Origin of the sequence: Spongiactinospora sp. TRM90649, assembly GCF_029382225.1 — a bacterium.
Classification (GTDB): domain Bacteria; phylum Actinomycetota; class Actinomycetes; order Streptosporangiales; family Streptosporangiaceae; genus Spongiactinospora.
Map to the genome: position 1 here is coordinate 373,549 of NZ_JARLTC010000006.1, position 21,997 is coordinate 395,545.

Sequence of the window (21,997 nt, forward strand, 5' to 3'; positions counted from 1 at the left end):
GTCACACCGCCGATGGGCGGTGTGACCGGTAGGAGATCCCAAGACGGAGGGCGGGTCAACGACAGAAGTTGATATATAGAGGAGATATGGATCATTGAGCGGACATGTCGTCCTTGGTGAGCACCACCCCTGAGGTGCCGTCCACCGTGATCCGCTGGCCGGTCCGCACCACTTCCGTGGCGTGCGCCACGCCGACCGCGGCGGGGATGCCGTACTCCCTGGCCACCACCGCCCCGTGCGAGTTGGCCCCGCCCATCTCCATCACCAGGCCGCCCGCGGTGAGGAACAGCGGGGTCCAGCCGGGGTCGGTGGACGGGCAGACCAGGATCTCGCCCGGCTCCAGGTGCGCGCCGACCGGGTCGAGGACGACCCGCGCGCTGCCCGTCGCCACCCCGGCCGAGGCGGGGGAGCCGGTCAGCGCGCCGTCCGGCGGGGCGACGGCCACGGCCTCCGGGTCGGTGCCGTCCGACAGCAGCACCCGGGGCACCCGCCGCCTGCCCAGTTCCCGTTCGTATCCCGCTCTGGCCCGCGCCACCGGCTCCCGCAGGTCGGTGCCATGGCGGACGGCCGACCTGGCCTCGGCCAGGGTCACGAAGAACACGTCGTCCGGCTCGTCGAGCAGGCCGCGCCCGGCCAGCTCGGCGCCGACCGCCGCGATCTGCTCCCTGGCCGCCGCCAGCGCCGTGATCAGCAGGAACTTCGGCAGCTCGCGCAACCCCACGAGGGCGCGGGCCCGGCTCAGCGCGAACCGGACGACCCCTCCGCGCACCCCTCCGGCGCGGGCGGCCAGCTCACCGATCATGCGGGTCGCCTCCGCCGCGCCCCTGGCGAACACGGCGTCGGGCTCCAGCTCCCGATCCCGCAGGCGCAGGTAGTTGGCGAGCACGCCGAGCACGTGCTCGGGGTCCTCCGACCAGCGGGGGAGGCCGAGGTCGATCTCGGCGACGGCGCGCCTGCCGTGCCGGCCCAGGAAGGCGGTCAGGCCGGAGGCCAGCGCCTCCGGCAGCTCGCCGTCGCGGCGCATCGCGGCCAGCCGTTCCGGGGGCGTGCCGAGCAGCGCCGCGCTCGACTCCGGATCGTGCCGCAGCCGGACGGCCAGCGCCCACAGCGCGAGGTCCATCTCCGTGGTCACGTTGTGCGGCAGGCCGCGCAGCACCGTCTGCACCTCGTCGGAACGGGCCCGGCCGCGCAGCAGCCGCCCGGCCAGCCCGAGCATCGTGAACCCGGCGGCGGGCCCCGGCACGACCGCCGGGAACAGCGGGAAGACCGACCCGAGCGCCCGGACGGCGTGGTCCAGCCGCTCGTCGGCCGTGGGCGCGGGCGGCGGAGCCAGACGTGCCTCCAGCCGGGCGCGGAGCCGGTTCGCGTCGCGGATCGCGTGACGCGGGCGCAGCAGGTAATGGACTGTGCGCAGCGGCATCCCGCGCCGGAGGGCCAGGCCGCCCGCCCGCCGCAGCAACGGCCGCCACGACCGCCGGTTCACGCTCAGCCGGGGATCGTCCATCAGCCCGCGCAGCACGACGGCCGACCTGGCCTCCATGAAGTCGAGCGCGCGTGGCACGACCGCCCGCCCAGGACGGCTCCGCACGGCGGCGGTGGCGTCCACGAACACCCGGTGTCCCGCCTCGGCGAACACCGGCGGCCCGGCGAGTGGATCGGCGGGCGGCAGCCCGAACAGCGTCGCGACCGAGGAGGCCAGCACCCGCATGGCCGACAGGCCCATCGGCGTGATCGGCCGGTTGAGACCCTGTGCGACGGTCACGCAGAAGAACACGCGCAGGCCGTCGCGGCCGTCCGGGATGGGGAAGAGGGTCGTGATCGGCCGGGACTGGGTCAGCCAGAGGCGGCCCCGCCCGTCGAGCGCCCACTCGATGTCCTGCGGCGCGCCGTAATGCGGTTCCACCTTCGCGCCGAGCGCGGCCAGTTCCCTGACCCGCGCGTCGTCCAGGCACGGCGGCCCGGAGCCCGCTCCGGGGCGGCGTTCGGACACCGTGCCGGTCGCGGTGTCCACGGCGAAGTGGTCGGGGTTGACCGACCCGGAGACGACCGCCTCGCCGAGTCCGGACGCGGCGTCGATGACCGCCATGCCGCGCCGCCCGGTGAGCGGGTCGGCGGTGAACAGCACGCCCGCGACCCGGGCCTGCACCATGTCCTGCACGATGACGGCCAGGCGCACCGAGTCGTGGCCGATCCCGGCGGCCTCGCGGTAGGCCACCGCGCGGTCGGTCCACAGCGAGGCCCAGCAGCGGCGGATGGCCGCCAGGATCGCCTCGGTGCCCTCGACCTGGAGAAAGGTGTCCTGCTGGCCCGCGAAGCTGGCGTGCGGCAGGTCCTCGGCGGTCGCCGAGGAGCGCACCGCGACCGGGCCTCCGCCGGGCCGTTCGTCCAGCCGCTCGCGCACGGCCCGCGCCACCTCGGTGGGGATCTCCGCCGCGAGCAGCCGCTCGCGCGCCCCCGGCGGCCCCTGGACGCCCGCGCTCTCGGCGACCAGGCGATACGCCTCGGTGGTGACGCAGAAGCCGTCCGGGACGGGAAACCCGGCCCGGAGCAGGACGCCAAGGCTGGCGGCCTTGCCGCCGACCAGTCCCAGTGGATCCGCCACGGTATCGGCCAGGCCGGTGACCAGGGGCGGGACGGATGCGGTGCCCTCCATGGACACGACGTTAATCCCGGGGCCACCAGGAAGTCAACAAGTGATGAAATAAGCTCACGCTCACGTCATGGTCTTGCCGCCGTTCACCGCGATCCGCTGGCCGGTGACGAACCGCGCGGCTGGGGAGGCGAGGTACGCCACCGCCTCGGCCACGTCGGAGGGCTCGCCCATGTGGCCGAGCGCCACGCCGTTCATGTAGGGGCCGGTGTCGCCGACGACCACCTCGCCGTGCCGCTCCACCGGGATCCAGCCGGGCTCGACGGTGTTGACGGTGATCCCGTACGGCCCCAGCTCCCGCGCCCAGGAACGGGTCAGGCCGTGCATCGCCGCCTTGGCCGCCACATAGTGTCCCATCTCCGGATTGCCCAGGTCGGTCACCTCGCTGCCGACGTTGATGATCCGCCCGTCCCCGGCCGCCCGCATGCCAGGCAGCACCTCCTGCAGAACCAGCAGCGGGGCCTTGACGAAGAAGCGGAGCTGATCGAGGTGGTCGTTCCAGGTCTGGGACTCCACCGGGATCAGCGGCTGCGGGCCGGTGGCGTTGTTCACCACGACCTCGACCGGGCCGGCCGTGGCGACGATCTCGGCCATGCCCAGGCGCACCGACTCCTCGTCGGTGATGTCGAATCGGGCGGTGTGCGCGCTGCCCCCCGCGCGGGCGATCCGCCCGGCCACGGCCGCCGCCCCCCGATCGTCGTGCGCGTAGTTCAGCGCCACGTGGCGCCCGGTGGCGGCCAGCCGTTCGGCGATGGCGGCCCCGAGCCCCCGTGAGGCCCCGGTCACGAGTACGCACCCCATGGGCATGCGCGCCTCCCCTGGCAGAAGGGTTATTACCGGGGCCGACTGTACGACCCGCCGCGACGGGCCCTTCGGCGGGTGTCTAGCGGGCGGCCGCCCTGGCGCGCTTGGCCTCCCGGCGCTCGACGAAGCGCGCCGCCGTGACGTCGAGCTTCTCCAGGAACGAGGCCAGTTCCTCGCGGGCCTTCTCGCCCTCCGCGCCCAGGTCGGTCTTGTCGAAGACCGCCCACTGGCGCAGCACGGGCATCAGCACGTCGTCGTGGTGCAGTCGCAGGTCGTAGATGCCCTCATGGGCGATCACCATCGCCCGGCGGGCGAAGCCGGAGAGGTCGGAGCCCGGCATCTGGAAGGTGGTGACGACGTCGGTCACCGCCCGCATGGTCTGGTCGGGGTCGAGCTCGAAGGCGGCGGCGAGCAGGTTCCGGTAGAAGAGCATGTGCAGGTTCTCGTCGGCGGCGATCCTGGCGAGCAGCCGCTCGCAGAGCGGGTCGCCGGTCGCCCTGCCGGTGTTGCGGTGCGAGATCCGGGTGGCCAGCTCCTGGAAGGAGACGTAGGCGAGCTGCTGGAGCATGGTGCCGTACTCGGTGGTGAACCCGGCGTTCATGTGCGCCATCCGCTCGCGCTCCAGCGCGACCGGGTCGACCGCCCTGGTGACGGTCAGGTAGTCGCGCAACGCGGTGCCGTGGCGGTCTTCCTCGGCGGTCCAGCGGTGCACCCACGTGCCCCACGCGCCGTCCCTGCCGAAGGTGGTGGCTATCTCATGGTGATAACTGGGGAGGTTGTCCTCGGTCAGCAAATTGACGATGAGCGACACCCGTGCGGCCTCCGGCAGTTTGGAGTCGGCCTCCGTCCACGCCTCTCCGCCCATGAGGCCGTCGAAGTCGCGTCCCTGGCTCCACGGGATGTACTCGTGGGGGAACCACTCCTTGGCGACACCGAGGTGTCTGTCCAGCTCCCCGGCCACGACCGGCTCCAGCTCATGCAGCAGCTCGGTCTGGGTCCACTGACGCATACCCACTCCCTATTACGATCTACGAGAACCGCAACCTACGTTACCGTAACCTTGCGTGGGCTCCCATTTGCCCCGGTTTGTCGGCAGGGGCGGCAGTGGGGATGCGGCTCAAGGGAGGGACGGGGACCTCGTGTCCGTCAGGCGGGGTATCGCGGTGGCGACCAGGAAGAGGATCACCATGCCGCTGATCAGCAGCAGGCGCTGGAGCAGGCCGTAGTACGCGGAGCCGTTCACGAGGTCGGACACGAAGGACCCGGGGTGCGCGCTCAGGAACGCCACCAGGAGGCCCGTGGACCACACGGCGGCCACCCGGAGGCGGCGCAGGCCGTCGTCGCCTCTGGCGAGCATCCAGGCCGCGCAGGGCAGGCCCGTGAAGACGACCGCCGCCGACCAGCGGTGGATCTCCCCGCCCATCGAGGTGACGCCGGGCGTCGGGTCGGTGGGGAAGATGGCGGCGAGCACCAGGCCGAGGGCGCCGAACGTGAGCAGCACGCGCGTGGCGGCGCTGCGCGCGGGCGCGATCTGGGCCAGGCCGTACGTGCTCCACAGGCAGCTCATCGCGAGCGCGAGCGTGCCCAGCAGGATCGCGCCCCTGGTGGCGTCGTTCAGCGCGTAGTCGCTGATCAGCCCGCGCAGCGGGCTGACGCCGACGCCGGGCGTCAGGTGGGCGTGGACCATCGCCGCCAGCGCGAGCGCCGGGCCCGCGGCGGCCGGCCACGCCCAGATCCGCGTCGCGGAGTCCCGCGCCGCCACCCTCGCCGGATTGGCGGAGGAGGTGGGCAGCGCGCTCATCGGGCCACACTCGCGTAGATCTCCTCGAACCTGGCCAGCGAGCTCTGGTGGTCGTGGGTCAGCGCGATCTTCCGGCTGGTACGGCCCAGCGCCGCCCGCAGCGGGTCGTCGGTGAGGATCCGGGTCAGGTGCCCGCCCAGCTCGCGGACGTCGCCCGGCTGGAACAGGAAGCCGTTCTCACCGGGGACGGCCAGGTGCGGCAGGGCCATGGCGTCGGCCGCCACCACGGGCAGGGCGGTCGCCATCGCTTCCAGCGTCGCGATGCTCTGCAGCTCGGCGATGCTCGGCATGGCGAAGACGTCGGCCGCCGCGAACACCCGGGGCATCGACTGGTCGGGCACGAAGCCGAGGAAGTGCACCCGCTCGCCGACGCCGATCCGGGCCGCGAGGTGTTCGAGGTGGTCGCGGCGGACGCCCCGGCCCACCAGGGCGATCTGGGCGTCGGTGACGTTGAGCACGAACGGCAGCGCCCTGATCAGGTCGTCGAGCCGCTTCTCCTCGTCCAGGCGGCCGACGAACAGGATCGTGGGCCGCTCCGGCAGCCCGAACAGCCGCCTGGCCCAGGACTTCGGCTCGGCGAACGGGTGGAACCTGTCCAGGTCGATGCCGCACGACACCGGCTCCACGCTCCCGGTGAACCCCTGCCCGGCCAGCAGCTCCGCCGCGATCCTGGTCGGCGTCGTCACGTGGTCGACCCGGGAGAAGACCCGGTTGAAGTCGCGCCAGGCGATCCGGCCCACCCGGTCGCGCAGCCCGCCGGGGATGTGCGCGAACTGGAAGAGGTTGTCCGGCATGAAGTGGTTCGTCGCCACGATGGGCACCCCGGCGCGGCGGGCGGCCGAGATCGCCGCCCTGCCCACCACGAAGTGGCCCTGGGCGTGCACGACGTCGGGGGCCAGCTCGGTGATCAGCCGGTCCAGGCGCTGCGGCAGCGAGACGCGCATGGTGGGGTGGACCGGCAGCGGCGCCGACCGCAGCCGGTGCTCGGCGGTGCCGTCCACGAGCCGGGTGTCCGCGCGCCCGCTCTCCGACGCGCACGCGACGTGGACCTCGTTGCCCCGTGCGGCCAGGCCGGTGGCCAGCCGGTGCGTGAAGTAGGACGTGCCGTTGACGTCGGGCGGGTAGGTGTCCGTCGCGATCAGCACCCGCAGCGGGCGTGTGGGCAGCGGCGAGACCTCGGCGGCGCGTGCGGGGTGGGGCGCCGAGGCGGCGTTCGGCTCGGCGGGCAAGGGCAGGACCATCAAGGGCTCCATGGTTCAGTGGGACAGCGGTGTGGTGCGTGCCAGGGCGAACGTGCCTATCCCGGCGAGCGCCGCGGCGGCGACCGCGACGGCGGCGCCGCCCGGTCCGGCCGGGAGGGGCTCGCCGAGGAGCAGGGCTCCGAACACCACGGCGGTGAGCGGGTCGGTCACCTGCAGCGAGGCGAAGGACACCCCGAAGTGGCCGACCGAATAGGCGCGTTGCAGGAGCATCAGCGCGAGGATCGCGGGCAGCGGGATCAGCGCGATCAGCCAGAACTCCCAGGTTCCCTGCACCAGGACCCGGGTGAGCGTGGCGGTCGCGCCGTACAGGACCCCCGACCCGGCGGCGAGCAGGCTCGCGCGCAGGGACGGCGTGGCCGTGCGGGAACCGGCCCACAGGACCAGAGCCGCGATCCCGGCGACCGACAGCAGCGTGAAGGTCCCCTTGCCCGTGAGCGTCGGGGTGTCCCACGCCGGGGGCACGATCAGCACCAGGCCGATCAGCCCGGCGCTCACCGTCGCGGCGGCGGTGAGCTCGGCCCTGGCCGGCCTGCGGCCGATCAGAGCGGCCGAGATGGGCAGCGCGAACAGCAGGCTGGCCACCCCCATCGGCTGCACCACGGTGAGCGGCCCGAGCGTGAGCGCGACGATGTGCAACGCGCCACCGGTGGTGATCGACAGGCCGCCGAGCAACCACCGGGGACGGCGGGCGAGCCGCAGCAGACCGACCTCCGCCGTACGGACGGCTTCGAGCTGTTGCAGCGCGGCGCCGAGTGCGAAGAACAGGGCGCCCAGCAAGGCAACGCCGGCGGCGACCACAGTCATTGCGCACTCCTTTCACCTGCATGAAGACATGGCGAGATGGCCGGGACGCCTCCCATGGGCGTCCGGTTACGAACATTTGGCAGACTTGCCGTCAGCGAGCCGGTCAAGAACCGGTTCGGACATACAGCGGAACGGGCCTGATGTCAGCGTCTCCGGTCAACGCGTTCCGGAGCCATAGGGGACATCCCTGAAAGCCCTGGGAGATCCCTGAGAGACCGCCTCGGGGACACCTGGGACCCCTGATGCGTCCCGGGGGTGCGAGGTCAGTTCCGGGGGACGGCCGGCTCGTTCTCGGGCTCGCCCGGCAGCGCCGCGGCGGCGGCGGAACGCTTACGGACGAATCGGACGGTCTCCACGACGAGCGTGATCGTCAGCGCGATGCCCAGTCCCAGCAGGAGCCCCTTGAACGGGTCGTTCTCGAAGGCCATGCCGCCCAGGTAGCCGATCAGCACGGAGTAGATCGCCCAGGACCCGGCGGCCAGGGTGTCGAAGAACGAGAACGAGCGCAGGGGGTAGTTCACCGCGCCCATGGTGATGGTGGTGGCGGTGCGCCCGCCGGGGATGTAGCGGGCCACGACGAGCACCAGCCCGCCCCGCTCCTCCAGCGCGCGTCGTGCCCACTCGAACGCCTTGGCGCGCGCCGTGCCAGGTCGCAGCTTCGCGCACAGGCGTGCCCCGCCTGTTCGACCGATCAGATAGGACACGTGGTCGCCGCAGAACGCGCCCAGCATGGCCGCGACCGCCACCCCGAAGACGTTGGGCTCGCCGGACGCGGCGAACACGGCCGCGGTGATCACCGCCGTCTCGCTCGGCACCACGGGGAAGAAGCCGTCGATCAACGCCACGGTGAACAGCGCGACGTAGACCCAGGGCGAGGTCATCGCCTGGTGCAGGAATTCGAGGATGGCATCAGTCATGATCAGTAAGGTCTCCGGGTCGTGGGCGGGAACGGGCGCCACTAGAACCATCGCGCCGCCCGGCTCTCCGAGGCCATCGGGGATTGCCCCCTAAAGGAGGGGCGACATCCCCGATGCCGGATCAGGGAGCCCCTGAGCAAGACGCTACGGAACGACCCCGTGCGGCCGCATCGGACGAACGTCCGCCGGATCGAGCGGGAACCTGCGACTTTCGGATGACCGGGAGGGGGCGGGAGACTACGCGGGGATCGCGGCCTTCGCGTGCGACTCGTGGTTGAGGCGGCGCAGCAGGCGCCGGAAGGCCCACACGGAGATGCCGATCGCGGTGCCGCTGATCAGCGCGACGATCGCGGTGCGCACCAGCAGGTAGTCGCCGACGGACTGCTCAAGGGAGCGGCCGATCGACTGCCCGATCGACTGGTGGAGCAGGAGCCAGATGCTGACCGTGGAGTTGGCCAGCAGCACGAAGGCCCACAGGAGCGTGATCCGCGCGAAGAACCGGCGCACCCGTTCGTGCTTCAGCACGGCGGAGGGCAGGTGGATGTAGTCGAGGGTGAGCTTCTGCACCAGCGGCCGGCGCAGCCGCACCGAGGCGAGGAAGACCAGGCTGATGCAGATGGTGCCGGCCTCGGGCTGCAGGAAGTAGACGACCGGGCTGCCGGTCCACAGGGCGAGCAGCGCCCTGGCGGTGATCGCGATGGCCGCCACGATCATGGTCGCGGGCACCCGCTGACGGCGGATCAGCCGCCACACCACCCCGCCGTACACCCACGCGGTCGCGGCGGCCAGCGCGCCGTTGAAGCCCAGCACCGCCAGCGCGGCGTAGAAGACGGCCAGTGGCGCGACGACGCCTTCGAGCAGCTTGGGGACCGCCTGTCTGACCAGCGACGTGAGGCGGGGGAGGGTGACGTGGGGGTGACTCAACTTGGCTCCGTAGGTCGGCCGCGCGCCGGCGGAGTGGGCCCGGCGACTACCCGGAACGCCGACGATCAGGCGTCAGGGAATGTCTCGCAGGGGTTACGGCAGGATAACGTTATAGCTCACGGAAGGCGTCGGTGGCCAACGGTACCTGACGGGCGCGAGCGGTTGGTCACATCTCCGAAAACCCACGCAGCTCTAGGCAAAAGTGCTAATTCGCTGGACCTATAACGGTTCGGAAACAGAAGCTTTCCGGATGGCCAAGTGTCCGAGACCATCGGAGACATGGCGGTGCTCGCTAGTGCCGGCGGCACGGCGTCCGAGTTCGCGGCGTTCGTGGCCGCGCAGCTCACCGCGTGGCCGGATCTCGTGCCGCGGCGCAAGCGCCGGAGGCTGGAGTTCCGGGCGGGCGGCGTCCGAATCGTGCGCATGACCCCCGACGGCACCGCCGAACTGCTGCTGACCGAATCCGTGATCGAGCGCATGGCGCCGGTGCTCGCCGACTGTGCGCAGGTCGTCACGGGAGGGCGTCCAGGCTGGGTGAGCATCCGGATCGCGGGCCGGGCCGACGCCGAGCTGTTCCTCTCATTGGTGAGCGTGGCGATCAAGGCCAACGCCGCCTGAGCCCGGCCGGGCTCGGGCGCTACATGGCCAGCCGCGCCCCGAACGCCACGAACAGCGCCCCGACGGCCGACGTCAGGCCCGCCGACAACCGGCGTCTGCGGCTGAACTGCGCCGACAGGAAGGTGCCGCCGAAGATCAGCGCGGACAGGTAGAGCACGCTGAAGAACTGGCAGATCGCGCCCAGGATGAGGAACGACAGCGCGGGCGCGCCGTAGCTCGGGTCCACGAACTGGATGAAGAACGACACGAAGAACAGGATCGCCTTCGGGTTGAGCAGGCTGATCGCCAGCGCCCTGGTGAACGGACGGCGGGCGGGCCGGTGCCCTTCGGCGGCCCGGCCGTCGTCCTCCCGCGCGCGCCAGGACCGCCAGGCGGAGCGCAGCATCTGGAAGCCGATCCACGCCAGGTAGACGGCGCCGGCGTACTTCACGATCGAGAACAGCACCGCGTTCGACCGCAGCAGCGAGGCGACGCCCGCGGCGGCCAGGAACATCAGCACGGTGTCGCCGAGGAAGACGCCGAGGGCGGCCTGGTAGCCCGCCCGCACGCCGCGCTGGGCGGCGGTGGTCAGGACGTAGACCGAGTTGGGGCCGGGGAGCAGGATGATGAGGAACGCACCGACCACGTAGGTCCAGATGTCGGTGATGCCGAAGAACACGGTTCAGAGTAACGCGTATCCCGCCTGAACGGTGATTACCCTCCCGCTCTATGCCTCCTCGGTGAGCAGCGCGGTCAGCGCCTGCGTGTAGAAGGACGCGACCGGTTCGCGGAGCGCGGGCAGGTCCGCCGTGTGCCCGACCAGATGTGCCCGATGGTGTCCGCCCGCCAGGCGTTTCCCGGCGCGGCCTGGCCGCCCCAAAGATCCACGACGGTCTCTCCGCCGACGACCACGCACACCGACGCGCCCACCTCGCCGCGCTCGGTCAGGTCGCGCTCGAACTCTTCGGCAACTTCGGTGAATCCGGGGGCACTCGCCGTATATCGCCACCTACCGACTGCATCACCCCCGGTGCGGCAAGTCCAGGGCCGGTCCACTACTTCCGCAGGTCGCAGGATTGTGGTCAAGTGGCTGTCCGTAACTCCCCTCGGTGTCAGGAGTGGGAGACGGTTTTGGGCCTTGTAAGGCGGTTGAGTCAGAGCTACGATCGCCACAACTCTTAGGAAACTTTCCTAAAAGTAAGTGGTACACCAGGAAGTCGGCGATAACCACGCCGTTCGTCGCGACCTATTCCCGCACATGCGGCCGTCACCCCCCAAACGTTCTACACAAACGCCGAGGCTTCATGCGAATCACGCGCACGCTCATTTCGGTCGTCGTCGCGGCACTCGTCGCCGCGACGTCGCTACTCCTCACACCGGGGTCGGCGGCCGCCGCCGCCGCGACCGCCGTCTTCACCAAGACCGCCAACTGGGGGTCCGGGTTCGAGGGCAAATACACGATCACCAACAGCGGGAGCACGGCCGTCAACGGCTGGTCGATCTCCTTTGACATGCCGTCCGGGGCCGCGATCAGTTCCTCATGGGACACGCTCATGACGCGCACCGGGCAGAAGTACACCTTCGGCAACGTGAGCTGGAACGGTAACCTCGCGCCCGGCGCCAGCGTGACCTTCGGCTTCATCGGGTCGCCCGGCTCCGCCGAGCCGTCCAACTGCACCATCAACGGCAGCGCCTGCGGAGGCACCTCCATCCCGGTGCCCGGTAAGCCCGGCGCGCCGTCCGTGACCGGGACCACCAACAGCGCGATCTCGCTTTCGTGGGGTGCGTCGTCGGGGACGGTGACGGGTTATCGGGTGTATGAGGGTTCGACGGTGCGTGCGACGGTGACGGGTACGTCGGCGTCGATCGGTTCGCTGGGTACTTGTGAGTCGCACACGTACACGGTGAAGGCGTACAACGCCAACGGCGAGTCCCCCGCCAGCGACGCCGTGACCGGTAAGACCACCGGTTGCTCCACAGGCGTCCCCGGCAAGGTCGGCACCGTCAGCTCCAGCGCCATCACCAACACCTCCGCCACGCTGACCTGGCCCGCCGCCAGCGGCACCGTGACCGGCTACCGCGTGTACGAGGGCACCGCCCTCAAGGCCACCGTGACCGGCACCTCGGCCACCATCAGCGGCCTCACCGCCTGCGACACCTACAGCTTCACCGTCCGCGCCTACAACGGCGAGGGCGACGGCCCGGCCAGCGACGCGATCAGCGTCACCACCACCGGCTGCGGCGGCGACACGCTGCCCAAGCACTTCCTCACCGGTTACTGGCACAACTTCACCAACCCCGCCGTGGAGCTGAAGCTCGCCGCCACGCCGAACGAGTACGACCTGATCGCGGTGGCGTTCGCCGAGGCCACCTCGACCCCCGGCCAGCTCACCTTCGGCGTCGACCCCGAGCTCGCGGCGGCCGTGGGCGGCTACACCGACGCGCAGTTCAAGGCCGACATCCAGGCCCTGCACGCGCGCGGCAAGAAGGTCATCCTGTCCGTCGGCGGTGAACTGGGCCGCGTCCAGGTGGCCAGCTCCAGCGCCGCGACCCAGTTCGCCGACAGCGCCTACGCGCTGATGCAGGAGTACGGCTTCGACGGCGTGGACATCGACCTGGAGAACGGCCTCAACGCCACCTACATGGCCCAGGCGCTGCGCCAGCTCCGCGCCAAGGTCGGCAGCTCGCTGATCATCACCATGGCCCCGCAGACCATCGACATGCAGTCCCCGGGGATGACCTACTTCCAGCTCGCGCTGTCCATCAAGGACATCCTCACCGTGGTGCACACGCAGTACTACAACTCCGGCACCATGCTGGGCTGCGACCAGGGCCAGGCCTACGGCCAGGGCACGATCAACTTCATGACCGCGCTGGCCTGCATCCCGCTGGAGAACGGCCTGCGGCCCGATCAGATCGCCCTCGGCCTGCCCGCCGGACCCGGCGCGGCCGGCGGCGGAATGGTCTCGCCGAGCGTGGTGAACCAGGCGCTGACCTGCCTGGCCACCCGGACGAGCTGCGGGAGCTTCGTGCCCCCGCGCGCCTACCCCGGGATCCGCGGCGCGATGACCTGGTCCATCAACTGGGACGCGTCGAACAACTGGAACTTCTCCAAGACCGTCAAGCCGCACCTCGCCACCCTGCCCTAGGGACCAGAGGAGACCACCCCCCATGAGAGTCCGCCGTACGGTCATGGCCGTACTTACGGGCGCCGCACTCCTGGCCGTCGCGCCCCTCGCCGCCACCCCGGCGGCGGCGGGCGCCGGTCAGATGGCCCTGGCCGGACAGGCCGCGGTCGCCGACGCGACGGCCTACTCGCGGATGGGCATGTCCGGTATGAACGGCCTGTCCGACCAGCAGGAGCAGACGACGCCGCAGATCTGGACCCAGATCCGCGACTACGCGAAGTCCAAGGGCCTCACCCGCCTCGCCTACTGGGCGGTCAACCGCGACCGGCCCTGCCCGGGCGGCGGCGTGACGTCCAACTGCAGCGGCATCGCGCAGCAGGAGTGGGAGTTCACCCGGATCACCGCCGGGTTCTGACCCGCTCCCCAGGCGGCGGCCCTCCGCCGCCGCCTCACCAAGCCGGTACGGCTCGCGCCCGGTCCCCCCAACGGGCGCGGGCCGTACCACCCTCCCCGAAGAGGTAGATCGATGAGGTCGAGTCCTAGCCCGAGGCTCGCGCGTGTCGTCGCGCCGCTGGCCGCACTGGTCGTCGGATGCGGCGGCCTGCTGGCCCTGCCCACGGCCGCCCATGCCGCGAACATCGTCACCAACCCCGGCTTCGAGAACGGGCTGGCGGGCTGGACCTGCTCGTCCGCCGCCGGCGCCCAGGCCGTCTCCTCGCCGGTCCACGGCGGATCGGCCGCCCTGCAGGCCACCCCGGCCGGCGGAGACCTGGCCCGCTGCCAGCAGAACGTCAGCGTCAAGCCGAACTCGTCCTACACACTGTCGGCGTGGGTCCGCGGCGGGTACGTCTTCCTCGGCGCGTCGGGCACCGGCACCACCGACGTGAGCACGTGGGCGTCCTCCGCGTCCTCCTACAGCCAGCTCAGCCGCACCTTCACCACCGGCGCGTCCACGACGTCCGTGACCATCTACGTCAACAGCTGGTACGGCCAGGGCGCCTACCAGGCCGACGACGTGGTCCTCGACGGCCCGCCCGGCGACGGCGGACCGGTGGACACCGAGCCCCCGACCGTGCCCGGCGGCCTGACCGTCGGCGGCGCGACCGCGAGCTCGCTGAACCTGAACTGGACGGCCTCGACCGACAACTCCGGCTCCGTCGCGCGTTACGAGGTCTCCCGCGACAACGGCTCCGGCGTCAGCGCGGGCGCCTCGACCTCCTACACCGCGTCCGGCCTCTCGGCCTCCACCTCGTACGGCTTCCGCGTGCGCGCCTGCGACGCCGCGGGCAACTGCTCCGCGTACGGCTCGTCGGTCAGCGGCACCACCAAGGAGGGCGGCGGCAACCCCGGGGGACAGCTCCCCAAGCGGGTGCTGGTCGGATACCTGCACGCCTCGTTCGCCAACGGATCCGGATATATCCGGATGCGCGATGTCCCCTCTGAATGGGACGTGATCAACCTCGCCTTCGGCGAGCCCACCTCCGTCACCTCCGGTGACATCCGCTTCCGCCAGTGCCCCGTCGCCGAGTGCGCCAACGTGGAGCCCGAGGCCGACTTCATCGCCGGCATCCGCGAGAAGCAGGCCGCCGGCAAGAAGGTGCTGATCTCCATCGGCGGCCAGAACGGGCAGGTCCAGCTCACCAGCGCCGCCGCCCGTGACAAGTTCGTCGCGTCGGTGTCGGCCATCATCGACAAGTACGGCCTGGACGGCCTGGACATCGACTTCGAAGGCCACTCGCTGTACCTGAACCGGGGCGACAACGACTTCAGGAACCCCACGACGCCCGTCATCGTGAACCTGATCTCGGCGCTGAAGACCCTCAAGGCCCGCTACGGCGCGAAGTTCGTGCTCACCATGGCCCCCGAGACCTTCTTCGTGCAGCTCGGCTACCAGTTCTACGGCCCCGGCCCGAACGGCACCGCCGACCAGCGCGCCGGATCGTACCTGCCGGTCATCCACGCCATGCGGGACGACCTCACCCTGCTGCACGTGCAGGACTACAACTCCGGCCCCATCGTCGGCCTCGACAACGCCTACCACACCATGGGCACGCACGACTTCCACGTGGCCATGACCGACATGCTGCTGGCCGGGTTCCCGGTCGCGGGCGGCGCCACGTTCCCGCCGCTGCGTCAGGACCAGGTCGCCTTCGGCCTGCCCGCCGCGCAGTACGCCGGCAACGGCTTCACCTCGGTCGCCGAGGTGCAGAAGGCCGTGGACTGCCTCGCCAAGGGGACCAACTGCGGCACGTACAAGCCCAGGAGCGGCACCAACCCCGGCCTTCGCGGCCTGATGACCTGGTCGATCAACTGGGACCGCTACAACAACTTCGAGTTCTCCCGTAACCACCGCAGGCACCTCGACTCCCTCCCGTAACCAGGAGGGCCGTCGCCCACCGAACCCGCCGCGACCCCGCGCCGTCTCCCTTCCCGGCGCGGGGTCCGGCGATATTCGTTTATCGCCCCGTGCCCGCTTTCCCTGTGTGCGCGCCGATGCGGAGCCCGGACGGCCCGGTGTGGGTTTACCGGCCGGGGTGGGGGCACGGGCACTCTCTGGGGTCCTTCGTCAGGGGGGAGACGCGGATGACCACGGTGCAGCGGCAGCCGACCGGCGAGCTGGTCAAGCGAGCCGCCCAGCAGATCTCTGACCTGATGCGCGCGGAATTGCGGCTGGCGGTCGCCGAGATGAAGGGCAAGGGCAAGCGCGCCGGAGTCGGCGCGGGACTGCTCAGCGGAGCGGGGGTGCTCGCCCTTTTCGGGGTGGCGGCGCTGCTGACGGCGGTGATCGCCGCGCTCGCGCTGGTGCTGCCGGTATGGCTGGCGGCGCTGATCGTGGCCGTGGTGCTGTTCATCGTCGCCGCCGTGCTCGGGGTGACCGGCCGCCAGTCGGTCGGCCGGGCCACGCCACCGCTGCCCAGGCAGGCAATGGAGAACACCAGGCTGGATGTCGCCGAGATCAAAGCGAGGGCACATCGATGATGTCGCACAGGACGCCGGGGGCGCGGAAGGGCAAGGGCCACGCGGCCACGCCCGAACAGCTGCGCGCGGAGGTCGCGCGTGCCCGCGAAGACCTCGGCGAGACGGTGGAGGCGCTGGCGGCGAAGGCCGACGTACGGTCCCGCGCGCAGCGACGGGCGGGACGCATGAAGGCCGGAATGACCCAACGGGCCCGGCGCATGCTGCACCGCGAGCAGGGCGCGGAGCCCGGCGGCCCGGAACGGGAGTACGCGGGGTACGCGGAGGCCGAGTACGCCGGCCAGGCCCGTTCCGTCGGCTACTCCGAGGTCCCGGGGCCACGCGCGTCCCGCGAGGGGCCCGTCGCCCATCCGAAGACGCCACCGGCACTGGGCGGCCGCCCGGGCGAGCACACGAAGGCCCATCCCGGCGCCATGCCTTCCGGCGAGGAGGGGGGACGGCAGGCCGCCGTGCAGCGCGCCATGCCGATCGCGCTCACCGCGGCGGCCATCACCGCCCTGACGGTCGCGATCCTCCGCCGACGCCGCGCAAGCGACATGACGGCGCTCATGCCGGAAACCCTCCGCCGAAGGGCCAGAGGCATGGCCATCATGCGCCACCGGGGGCCGACATGGACTGCCCTGCCGTCCTGGACCGGCACCTCGCGCACTCAGCGCATGGGCCGTGCGATGCGGCGGCGGATGGGCCGGGGGTCGGCGTGGGGTGGCATGCAGTCTTGGACCGGTATCTCGCGTACCCGGGGCATGCGCCGCGCGATGCGCCAGATGGGAGGCGGGCCGTCCTGGGCCGGTATGTCACATGGCCGAGGTATGCGCCGTGCGATGCGGCGGCGGATGGGCCGGGGGTCGGCGTGGGGTGCCATGCCGTCCTGGACCGCCACCTCGCGCACTCGGGGCCTGCGCCGCGCCATGCGCCAGATGGGCGGCTGGACCGGCTCCTCGGGGACGGCGCGCGGCATGATGACGCGCGCCCGCCGTACCGTGCGCGGATCGCGGACCGGAGGCTACGGCAGAGCCGCCGGTGGCGGCGGTGCCTCGTCGCTCGCCGCCCTGGGCGTGCTACTGCTCGCCCTGCGCCGCCTGCGGCACCGCGGCGAGACGACGGACACGGAACACGCCCACGGCAAGCGCGGACACCGCCACCACGGCAAGCACCACCACAACGGGCACAGCCACGAGGGCCACGGCCGGCCGGGGGCCGGGCGTCAGGAGTCCGAGCGCCGTGGCCTCTCCGGGGTCACCCGGCCGTGGAGCCAGCCTCCCAACATCGGATGACCCACGGGAGCATGGGAGCACACCATGGGGAAGCTGCTGACCCCGATCTTCGGGATGGTGAGCGGGCTGGTCTCCGGCCTGGTGTTCAAGCGGGTGTGGCGGCTCACCGCCGGTGACCGCGACGTACCCGAGGCCACCGACCCCGACCGTGGGTGGCGCGAGGTCCTGATGGCCGCCGCGATCCAGGGCGCGATCTTCGGCCTGATCAAGGCCGCCACCCGCCGCGCCGCCGCCCGCCCAGGCCACCACCCCTCAGGCGCCCACCCAGCCCCAGGCTGAGTGGCCGGCGACCCAGAGGGGTGAGGGCGGCCCTGCCCGCTCGCTGTTCAGGAGCCCGACAACGACCTGCCACGCGCCACCGGGCCCCTGCCTGAGACAACCCGCGGTGGCCGTGACACGGTCGCTACGCGCCGCCCGTTCCACGGGAGCCCCACCGGCCACCTCGCAGCGCCAATAGAGAGCCTCCCGACCGCCCAGCGGGGGTACGGCCGGGCCGTCGCCGTCCAGGTGCGCGCCTTCGGGGACCTTGGCGTCGCCGAGCTGCTGGCCGCCGGGCACTTTGTACCGCTGCCCGGCCGCCAGGCCCGATTCTGCGCGCGTAGTGCCGTCTGGAGCCGCGTCCGGCCTGGCCGGAGGGGACCTCATCCTCCCGCCCGGAGGACTGGGGTTGACCTCAAGTGGCGTTGAGGTTGCACGCTTGAGCCGATGATCGGGCCGACGGGTGAAAGGGGCATCGGTGAATGATGTGCGGTGCGGGCCGGTGGTGGGGGTGAGTCCGCTGTGAGGGAGGCGGTGAAGGTCGGCGTGTACCTGCCGCCGTTCGGTGGGTACGGCGATGAGGGGCCGTGGGCCCATGCAAGGCACGCGGAGGACGTCGGGCTGGAGTCGGTGTGGGTGGGCGATCACCTCATCCCCACCGCGCCGCGGCTGGACGCCACGATGGTGCTCGCCTCGGCCGCCGCGGTGACCCGTCGGATCGGGCTCGGGTTCGGGGTGATGGTGCCGGTGTTGCGGGGGGCCGCCTGGGTGGCGAAGCAGGTGGTGAGCCTGCAGCACCTCTCGGGTGACCGGGTGCTGCTCGGTGTCGGCGTGGGCGGGCCGGTGCACGGTGACATGGCGTTCCGCGCGGTCGGCGTGCCGTACCGCGAGCGCGGCAGGCGCACCGACGAGCTGCTCGCCGTACTGCCGGACCTGGTGGAGGGCAGGACGGTGGATCTGGACGGCCACGAGGTGACGCTGTCGCCGGGGGCGGACATGCCGCCGTTGCTGATCGCCGGAGGCGCCGGTTCGGAGCCCGCGTTGCGGCGGGTCGCCCGATACGCCGACGAGTGGTTCCCCGCCTTCACCGGTCAGGGGGCCTTCGCCGCGTCGGCGCAGCGCATCGCCGAGCTGGCCGCCGAGTACGGCAGGCCGGTCCCCGGCCTGACCCTGAGCGTGAACCTCGCGCTGGGCGAGGACGTCCCCGCGGAGGTGATCGAGCACCAGGTGCGGGCCACGATGCGCTACGGCATGCCGGAGGCGATGGCCCGCGCCTCCCTGGTCACCGGCCCTCCCGAGGAGGTCGCGCGGTGCTTCGCCGATCTCGCGGAGCAGGGGGCCGACCGGATCATCGGCATGCCGTTCGGCGAGGACCGGTTCCGGCAGAGCGAGCTGCTCGCCGAGACCGCCCGCCTGCTCGGATCCTGAGGTCGCCGCCGCACCCCCGCTTGGTAGCCGAATCATTACATAAGGTTACGATCTGCCGTGACGGCATGTCGTGACTTCGGGGCCTCAGGGGGACCGCCATGAATGAACGACCGGCACACGGCGGCGCGGCGGCGAACCTCGCGCTGGCCACGGCCGCGTTCGCCCTCACCTTCTGGGCGTGGAACCTGATCGGCCCGCTGGCCGGCGGCTACAGCCGGGAGCTCGGACTGTCGCCGGCGCAGACCTCGGCGCTGGTCGCGGTCCCGGTGCTGGTCGGCTCGCTCGGCCGGATCCCGGTCGGGGTGCTGACCGACAAGTACGGCGGACGGCTGATGTTCGCGATCATCTGCTTCGTGTCGATCGTGCCGGTGCTCTTCGTCGGCTGGTCCGACTCCTTCATCGCCCTGCTCATCTGGGGGTTCCTGCTCGGCGTGGCGGGCACGTCGTTCGCGGTCGGCATCCCGTTCGTCAACGCCTGGCACCCGCCGGCCAGGCGTGGGTTCGCCACCGGCGTGTTCGGCGCGGGCATGGGCGGCACCGCGCTGTCGGCCTTCCTCACCCCGCGCCTGGTCGACTGGATCGGCCGGGGCTGGACCCACGTGCTGATGGCCGTCGCGCTCGCCGCGATGGGCCTGATCATGCTCGCCTTCAGCCGCAATGCCCCGTCCTGGCATCCGTCCCACGAACCCGCGCTGCCCGGCATGCGGGACGCCGTCCGGTTGCGGGCGACCTGGCAGTGCGCGTTCCTCTACGCGGTGGCCTTCGGTGGGTTCGTAGCCTTCTCCACCTATCTGCCTACCTTGCTGCAGAACGCCTATAACTACGCGCAGACCGACGCCGGCCTGCGCGCCGCGGGCTTCTCCATCGCCGCGGTGGCCGCCAGGCCGATCGGCGGCACCCTGTCCGACCGGGTCGGCCCGGTCAGGGTGCTGGCCGCCGCGTTCGCCGGGGTCGTGGTGATGGCGCTGATCCTGTCGCTCAAGCCGCCCCCCGAATTCCTCGCGGGGACCAGCTTCGTGCTCATGGCGCTCTTCCTCGGCCTGGGCACCGGCGGCGTGTTCGCGCTCGTCGCCAAGCTGGTCGAGCCCGCGAGGGTGGGCACCGTGACCGGGCTGGTCGGTGCCGCGGGCGGCTTGGGCGGCTACTTCCCGCCGCTGGTGATGGGCGTGGTGTTCACCGTCACCGGGGCGTACACGATCGGTTACCTGCTACTGGCGGTGACCGCGCTCGTCGCCCTCGTCTACACCTGGACGGCCTTCCACAGCCGCGAACCTGCACGCCACCCGTGAATTCGGTTCCGATACCGGAAGAATTCTCGGCCCGAGTGGGCGTCCGGCGGTCGGTTCCGGCAGGCTATGCAGGGTCATGGACTACGCAATTCTCACGGGGGCCGTCCTCGTAACCGGTGTCGTGCTCGCGATCGTCGCCCAGTGGCGCGGTTGGCGCCCGTCGATCGTCGTCATCCTGGCCGTCGGAATCGGCGTCCGGGTGCTGATCATGGGAACCTCCGCGATCGACACCTGGCAACCGGTCGATTTCGTGAACAGCTTCAGACCGGCGGGGGAGGCGGTGCTCAACCGGCAGGACCCGGTGCTCGGCAGCAACGGCGGCTGGCACTTCCTGCCCACCATCCCCTACGTCTACGGGCTGCTGCTGTGGCTCGGCATCCCGTGGGAGTACGCCGGACGCCTGGTCACCGTGGTGGCCGACATCATCCTGATCCCGCTGGTCGGCAAGCTGGCGGGCGGCGAGAAGGCCTCGCTGCGCGCCTTCCAGTACGCCTGCAACCCGCTGGCCATCCTGGTCGCCTCGGTGCACGGGCAGGTCGAGCCGGTCGCGCTGGTCTTCGGTGTCGCCGCGTTCGTCGTGGCCAGGGGCCCCGGTGATCCCAACCGTGAGGGTCTGACGGCCGGGTTCCGCGACCTGTACCACAACGGCGTGTCCACGATCCGGGGGCACGGCCTCGGCGGGGCGCTGGCGATCGCGCTGGCCCCGCATCCCGGCACGACCCGCAGGGCCGTCTACGGCGGCCTGCTGATGGGTCTCGCGCTGTGCGCCAAGAGCTGGCCGATCTGGCTGATCCCCGGCATGCTGCTGCTCCTGCCCGGCATCAGGGCCCGCGTGATCGCGCTGGTCAGCACCGCCGTGCCGCCACTGTTCTTCCTGATCACCCTGCCGATCTTCGCGGGCACCTCACTCGACCAGATCCCCGAGGTGATCCGCGTCATCCAGGACATCCGCCCGATCGTGGGCGAATGGGGCTGGACGGCCATCGCGGTGGACGGCTTCTGGACGCTGCACTCCACCTACGCCAAGATCGGCACATACCTCATCTACGTCACCGTGGTGGGTGTCTGCCTGCTGTGGCGCAGGGCCGACCCGGTCGATCTCACGACCGCGATCCTGCTCGCGTTCATGGTGGTCACCCCCCGCCTGGGCGCGCAGTACCTGCTGTGGTTCATGCCGTTCCTGGTGGCCAGGCCCACCAAGTTCGCCTGGCCCGCGATCATCGGCACGTCCCTGTGGGCGGCGACCGGTTATCTCTGGCTCACGCAGTGGACCGCCGCAGAATGGTCGCTACGGCACTCGCCCTGGGCGATGAGCTCCATCGTGCTGCTGCCGATCCTGGCCGCCGCCATGCCGTGGGGCCGCCGCAACCCGTGGCGCGACCGGCGCGAGGACGCCGCGCCCGGAGCGGTGAACGCCTAGCTGTTCTGTCCAGTGAGGCCGGGCACGCGCGGTGATCCGGTCACGATGACCCGGATCAGGTGACCGTGGGCGGCGTAACCGGGCGGGTCTCCCTGGAGCACCCCGGTCACGCAGTCGAACACGCCGGGGCCGCTCTGCCGTACCAGGAAGATCGGCTCGGCGACGGTCGCCAGCAGCTTGATCACCGCGCGTTGCACGGCGATGCCGTCGATGGGCATACGGGGGCGGGCGCGCACCTCGTAGACCCCGTCGGGCAGCAGGCGCTCGGCCACGATCTGCCACTCGATGGCGCGGCGGAGCCGCGGGAGCAGGTGGTGGTGGGGATCCTCGGTCACCCACCCCGGACCGCTCATCGCGGCGAGCAGCGCCCGCACGGGACTGGCGAGCGCCTCGCCGTCCGCGATGCCGGTGAATCGTTCGTCGATGTCCCATCGTCGGCGTTCCACACGTCCGATTCTTACAAGA

The 21,997-nt window shown here is 71.5% G+C and carries 21 protein-coding genes; 10 read left to right on the forward strand and 11 right to left on the reverse strand.

The window, feature by feature from the left end; translation table 11 throughout:
- Positions 1-91: 91 nt before the first annotated feature.
- The 8 genes from P3X83_RS09050 to P3X83_RS09085 all read right to left on the reverse strand — a co-directional run bounded on the left by P3X83_RS09050 (position 92) and on the right by P3X83_RS09085 (position 9,162).
- Positions 92-2,653 (reverse strand): PEP/pyruvate-binding domain-containing protein, encoded by a 2,562-nt coding sequence (locus P3X83_RS09050; protein WP_277304439.1) that lies wholly within the window; start codon positions 2,651-2,653, stop codon positions 92-94.
- A gap of 60 nt (positions 2,654-2,713) precedes the next feature.
- Positions 2,714-3,436: an SDR family oxidoreductase gene (locus P3X83_RS09055; RefSeq protein WP_277304440.1), complete on the reverse strand. Its 723-nt coding sequence runs from the start codon at positions 3,434-3,436 to the stop codon at positions 2,714-2,716.
- Between the two features lie 97 nt (positions 3,437-3,533).
- Complete coding sequence (locus tag P3X83_RS09060) at positions 3,534-4,463, reverse strand: acyl-ACP desaturase (RefSeq protein WP_277304441.1); 930 nt, start codon at positions 4,461-4,463, stop codon at positions 3,534-3,536.
- 108 nt (positions 4,464-4,571) lie between these two features.
- Positions 4,572-5,255, reverse strand: a complete 684-nt coding sequence (locus P3X83_RS09065; RefSeq protein WP_277304442.1) for a DUF998 domain-containing protein — start codon at positions 5,253-5,255, stop codon at positions 4,572-4,574.
- Entirely contained in the window at positions 5,252-6,496 is a 1,245-nt protein-coding gene (locus tag P3X83_RS09070; RefSeq protein ID WP_277304443.1) for a glycosyltransferase, read from the reverse strand. Before P3X83_RS09070 ends, P3X83_RS09065 begins: the two co-directional genes overlap by 4 nt.
- 15 nt (positions 6,497-6,511) lie before the next feature.
- Complete coding sequence (locus tag P3X83_RS09075) at positions 6,512-7,321, reverse strand: DMT family transporter (protein WP_277304444.1); 810 nt, start codon at positions 7,319-7,321, stop codon at positions 6,512-6,514.
- 263 nt (positions 7,322-7,584) lie between these two features.
- Positions 7,585-8,238 (reverse strand): DedA family protein, encoded by a 654-nt coding sequence (locus P3X83_RS09080; RefSeq protein ID WP_277304445.1) that lies wholly within the window; start codon positions 8,236-8,238, stop codon positions 7,585-7,587.
- Positions 8,239-8,475: 237 nt separating this feature from the next.
- The gene (locus P3X83_RS09085; protein ID WP_277304446.1) at positions 8,476-9,162 is read right to left on the reverse strand and encodes a VC0807 family protein; all 687 of its coding nucleotides are present in this window, start codon (positions 9,160-9,162) and stop codon (positions 8,476-8,478) included.
- A gap of 279 nt (positions 9,163-9,441) precedes the next feature.
- On the opposite strand from P3X83_RS09085, the gene P3X83_RS09090 reads away from it, so the two are divergent.
- Positions 9,442-9,780 (forward strand): luciferase family protein, encoded by a 339-nt coding sequence (locus P3X83_RS09090; protein ID WP_277304447.1) that lies wholly within the window; start codon positions 9,442-9,444, stop codon positions 9,778-9,780.
- Positions 9,781-9,799: 19 nt separating this feature from the next.
- On the opposite strand, the gene leuE is transcribed toward P3X83_RS09090, so the two are convergent.
- Both leuE and P3X83_RS09100 read right to left on the reverse strand, forming a co-directional pair.
- Positions 9,800-10,438, reverse strand: coding sequence for a leucine efflux protein LeuE (gene leuE, locus P3X83_RS09095; RefSeq protein WP_277304448.1), 639 nt, complete (start codon positions 10,436-10,438; stop codon positions 9,800-9,802).
- Positions 10,439-10,486: 48 nt separating this feature from the next.
- Positions 10,487-10,639 carry a hypothetical protein gene (locus P3X83_RS09100; RefSeq protein ID WP_277304449.1) on the reverse strand — a complete coding sequence of 51 codons (153 nt, stop codon included), beginning with the start codon at positions 10,637-10,639 and terminating at the stop codon, positions 10,487-10,489.
- Between the two features lie 424 nt (positions 10,640-11,063).
- On the opposite strand from P3X83_RS09100, the gene P3X83_RS09105 reads away from it, so the two are divergent.
- The 9 genes from P3X83_RS09105 (at position 11,064) to P3X83_RS09145 (ending at position 21,532) form a co-directional block, all read left to right on the forward strand.
- Positions 11,064-12,908, forward strand: a complete 1,845-nt coding sequence (locus P3X83_RS09105; RefSeq protein ID WP_277304450.1) for a cellulose binding domain-containing protein — start codon at positions 11,064-11,066, stop codon at positions 12,906-12,908.
- 22 nt (positions 12,909-12,930) lie between these two features.
- The gene (locus P3X83_RS09110) at positions 12,931-13,302 is read left to right on the forward strand and encodes a hypothetical protein (protein WP_277304451.1); all 372 of its coding nucleotides are present in this window, start codon (positions 12,931-12,933) and stop codon (positions 13,300-13,302) included.
- A gap of 111 nt (positions 13,303-13,413) precedes the next feature.
- On the forward strand, positions 13,414-15,264 hold the full coding sequence (locus tag P3X83_RS09115; RefSeq protein ID WP_277304452.1) for a glycoside hydrolase family 18 protein: 1,851 nt from the start codon (positions 13,414-13,416) through the stop codon (positions 15,262-15,264).
- Positions 15,265-15,470: 206 nt separating this feature from the next.
- Entirely contained in the window at positions 15,471-15,866 is a 396-nt protein-coding gene (locus tag P3X83_RS09120) for a phage holin family protein (protein ID WP_277304453.1), read from the forward strand.
- Positions 15,863-17,137: a DUF3618 domain-containing protein gene (locus tag P3X83_RS09125; RefSeq protein WP_277304454.1), complete on the forward strand. Its 1,275-nt coding sequence runs from the start codon at positions 15,863-15,865 to the stop codon at positions 17,135-17,137. Before P3X83_RS09120 ends, P3X83_RS09125 begins: the two co-directional genes overlap by 4 nt.
- A 24-nt stretch (positions 17,138-17,161) precedes the next feature.
- Positions 17,162-17,416, forward strand: coding sequence for a DUF4235 domain-containing protein (locus P3X83_RS09130; protein WP_277304455.1), 255 nt, complete (start codon positions 17,162-17,164; stop codon positions 17,414-17,416).
- 501 nt (positions 17,417-17,917) lie between these two features.
- Positions 17,918-18,823 (forward strand): LLM class flavin-dependent oxidoreductase, encoded by a 906-nt coding sequence (locus tag P3X83_RS09135; RefSeq protein WP_277304456.1) that lies wholly within the window; start codon positions 17,918-17,920, stop codon positions 18,821-18,823.
- A 98-nt stretch (positions 18,824-18,921) separates the two neighbouring features.
- Positions 18,922-20,112, forward strand: coding sequence for an MFS transporter (locus P3X83_RS09140; protein ID WP_277304457.1), 1,191 nt, complete (start codon positions 18,922-18,924; stop codon positions 20,110-20,112).
- 76 nt (positions 20,113-20,188) lie between these two features.
- Positions 20,189-21,532, forward strand: a complete 1,344-nt coding sequence (locus P3X83_RS09145; RefSeq protein ID WP_277304458.1) for a hypothetical protein — start codon at positions 20,189-20,191, stop codon at positions 21,530-21,532.
- On the opposite strand, the gene P3X83_RS09150 is transcribed toward P3X83_RS09145, so the two are convergent.
- Complete coding sequence (locus P3X83_RS09150) at positions 21,529-21,978, reverse strand: hypothetical protein (RefSeq protein ID WP_277304459.1); 450 nt, start codon at positions 21,976-21,978, stop codon at positions 21,529-21,531. The genes P3X83_RS09145 and P3X83_RS09150 overlap by 4 nt on opposite strands.
- Positions 21,979-21,997: the final 19 nt, after the last annotated feature.

What these genes read in the sequence shown, in the direction of transcription:
- P3X83_RS09080 (WP_277304445.1), bottom strand. Translation starts at nt 8,238, where the DNA reads ATGACTGATGCCATCCTCGAATTCCTGCACCAGGCGATGACCTCGCCC.
- P3X83_RS09090 (WP_277304447.1), top strand. Translation starts at nt 9,442, where the DNA reads ATGGCGGTGCTCGCTAGTGCCGGCGGCACGGCGTCCGAGTTCGCGGCG.
- P3X83_RS09125 (WP_277304454.1), top strand. Translation starts at nt 15,863, where the DNA reads ATGATGTCGCACAGGACGCCGGGGGCGCGGAAGGGCAAGGGCCACGCG.
- P3X83_RS09075 (WP_277304444.1), bottom strand. Translation starts at nt 7,321, where the DNA reads ATGACTGTGGTCGCCGCCGGCGTTGCCTTGCTGGGCGCCCTGTTCTTC.
- P3X83_RS09050 (WP_277304439.1), bottom strand. Translation starts at nt 2,653, where the DNA reads ATGGAGGGCACCGCATCCGTCCCGCCCCTGGTCACCGGCCTGGCCGAT.
- P3X83_RS09130 (WP_277304455.1), top strand. Translation starts at nt 17,162, where the DNA reads ATGGGGAAGCTGCTGACCCCGATCTTCGGGATGGTGAGCGGGCTGGTC.
- P3X83_RS09120 (WP_277304453.1), top strand. Translation starts at nt 15,471, where the DNA reads ATGACCACGGTGCAGCGGCAGCCGACCGGCGAGCTGGTCAAGCGAGCC.
- P3X83_RS09145 (WP_277304458.1), top strand. Translation starts at nt 20,189, where the DNA reads ATGGACTACGCAATTCTCACGGGGGCCGTCCTCGTAACCGGTGTCGTG.
- P3X83_RS09115 (WP_277304452.1), top strand. Translation starts at nt 13,414, where the DNA reads ATGAGGTCGAGTCCTAGCCCGAGGCTCGCGCGTGTCGTCGCGCCGCTG.
- P3X83_RS09070 (WP_277304443.1), bottom strand. Translation starts at nt 6,496, where the DNA reads ATGGTCCTGCCCTTGCCCGCCGAGCCGAACGCCGCCTCGGCGCCCCAC.
- P3X83_RS09110 (WP_277304451.1), top strand. Translation starts at nt 12,931, where the DNA reads ATGAGAGTCCGCCGTACGGTCATGGCCGTACTTACGGGCGCCGCACTC.
- P3X83_RS09140 (WP_277304457.1), top strand. Translation starts at nt 18,922, where the DNA reads ATGAATGAACGACCGGCACACGGCGGCGCGGCGGCGAACCTCGCGCTG.
- P3X83_RS09065 (WP_277304442.1), bottom strand. Translation starts at nt 5,255, where the DNA reads ATGAGCGCGCTGCCCACCTCCTCCGCCAATCCGGCGAGGGTGGCGGCG.
- P3X83_RS09105 (WP_277304450.1), top strand. Translation starts at nt 11,064, where the DNA reads ATGCGAATCACGCGCACGCTCATTTCGGTCGTCGTCGCGGCACTCGTC.
- P3X83_RS09060 (WP_277304441.1), bottom strand. Translation starts at nt 4,463, where the DNA reads ATGCGTCAGTGGACCCAGACCGAGCTGCTGCATGAGCTGGAGCCGGTC.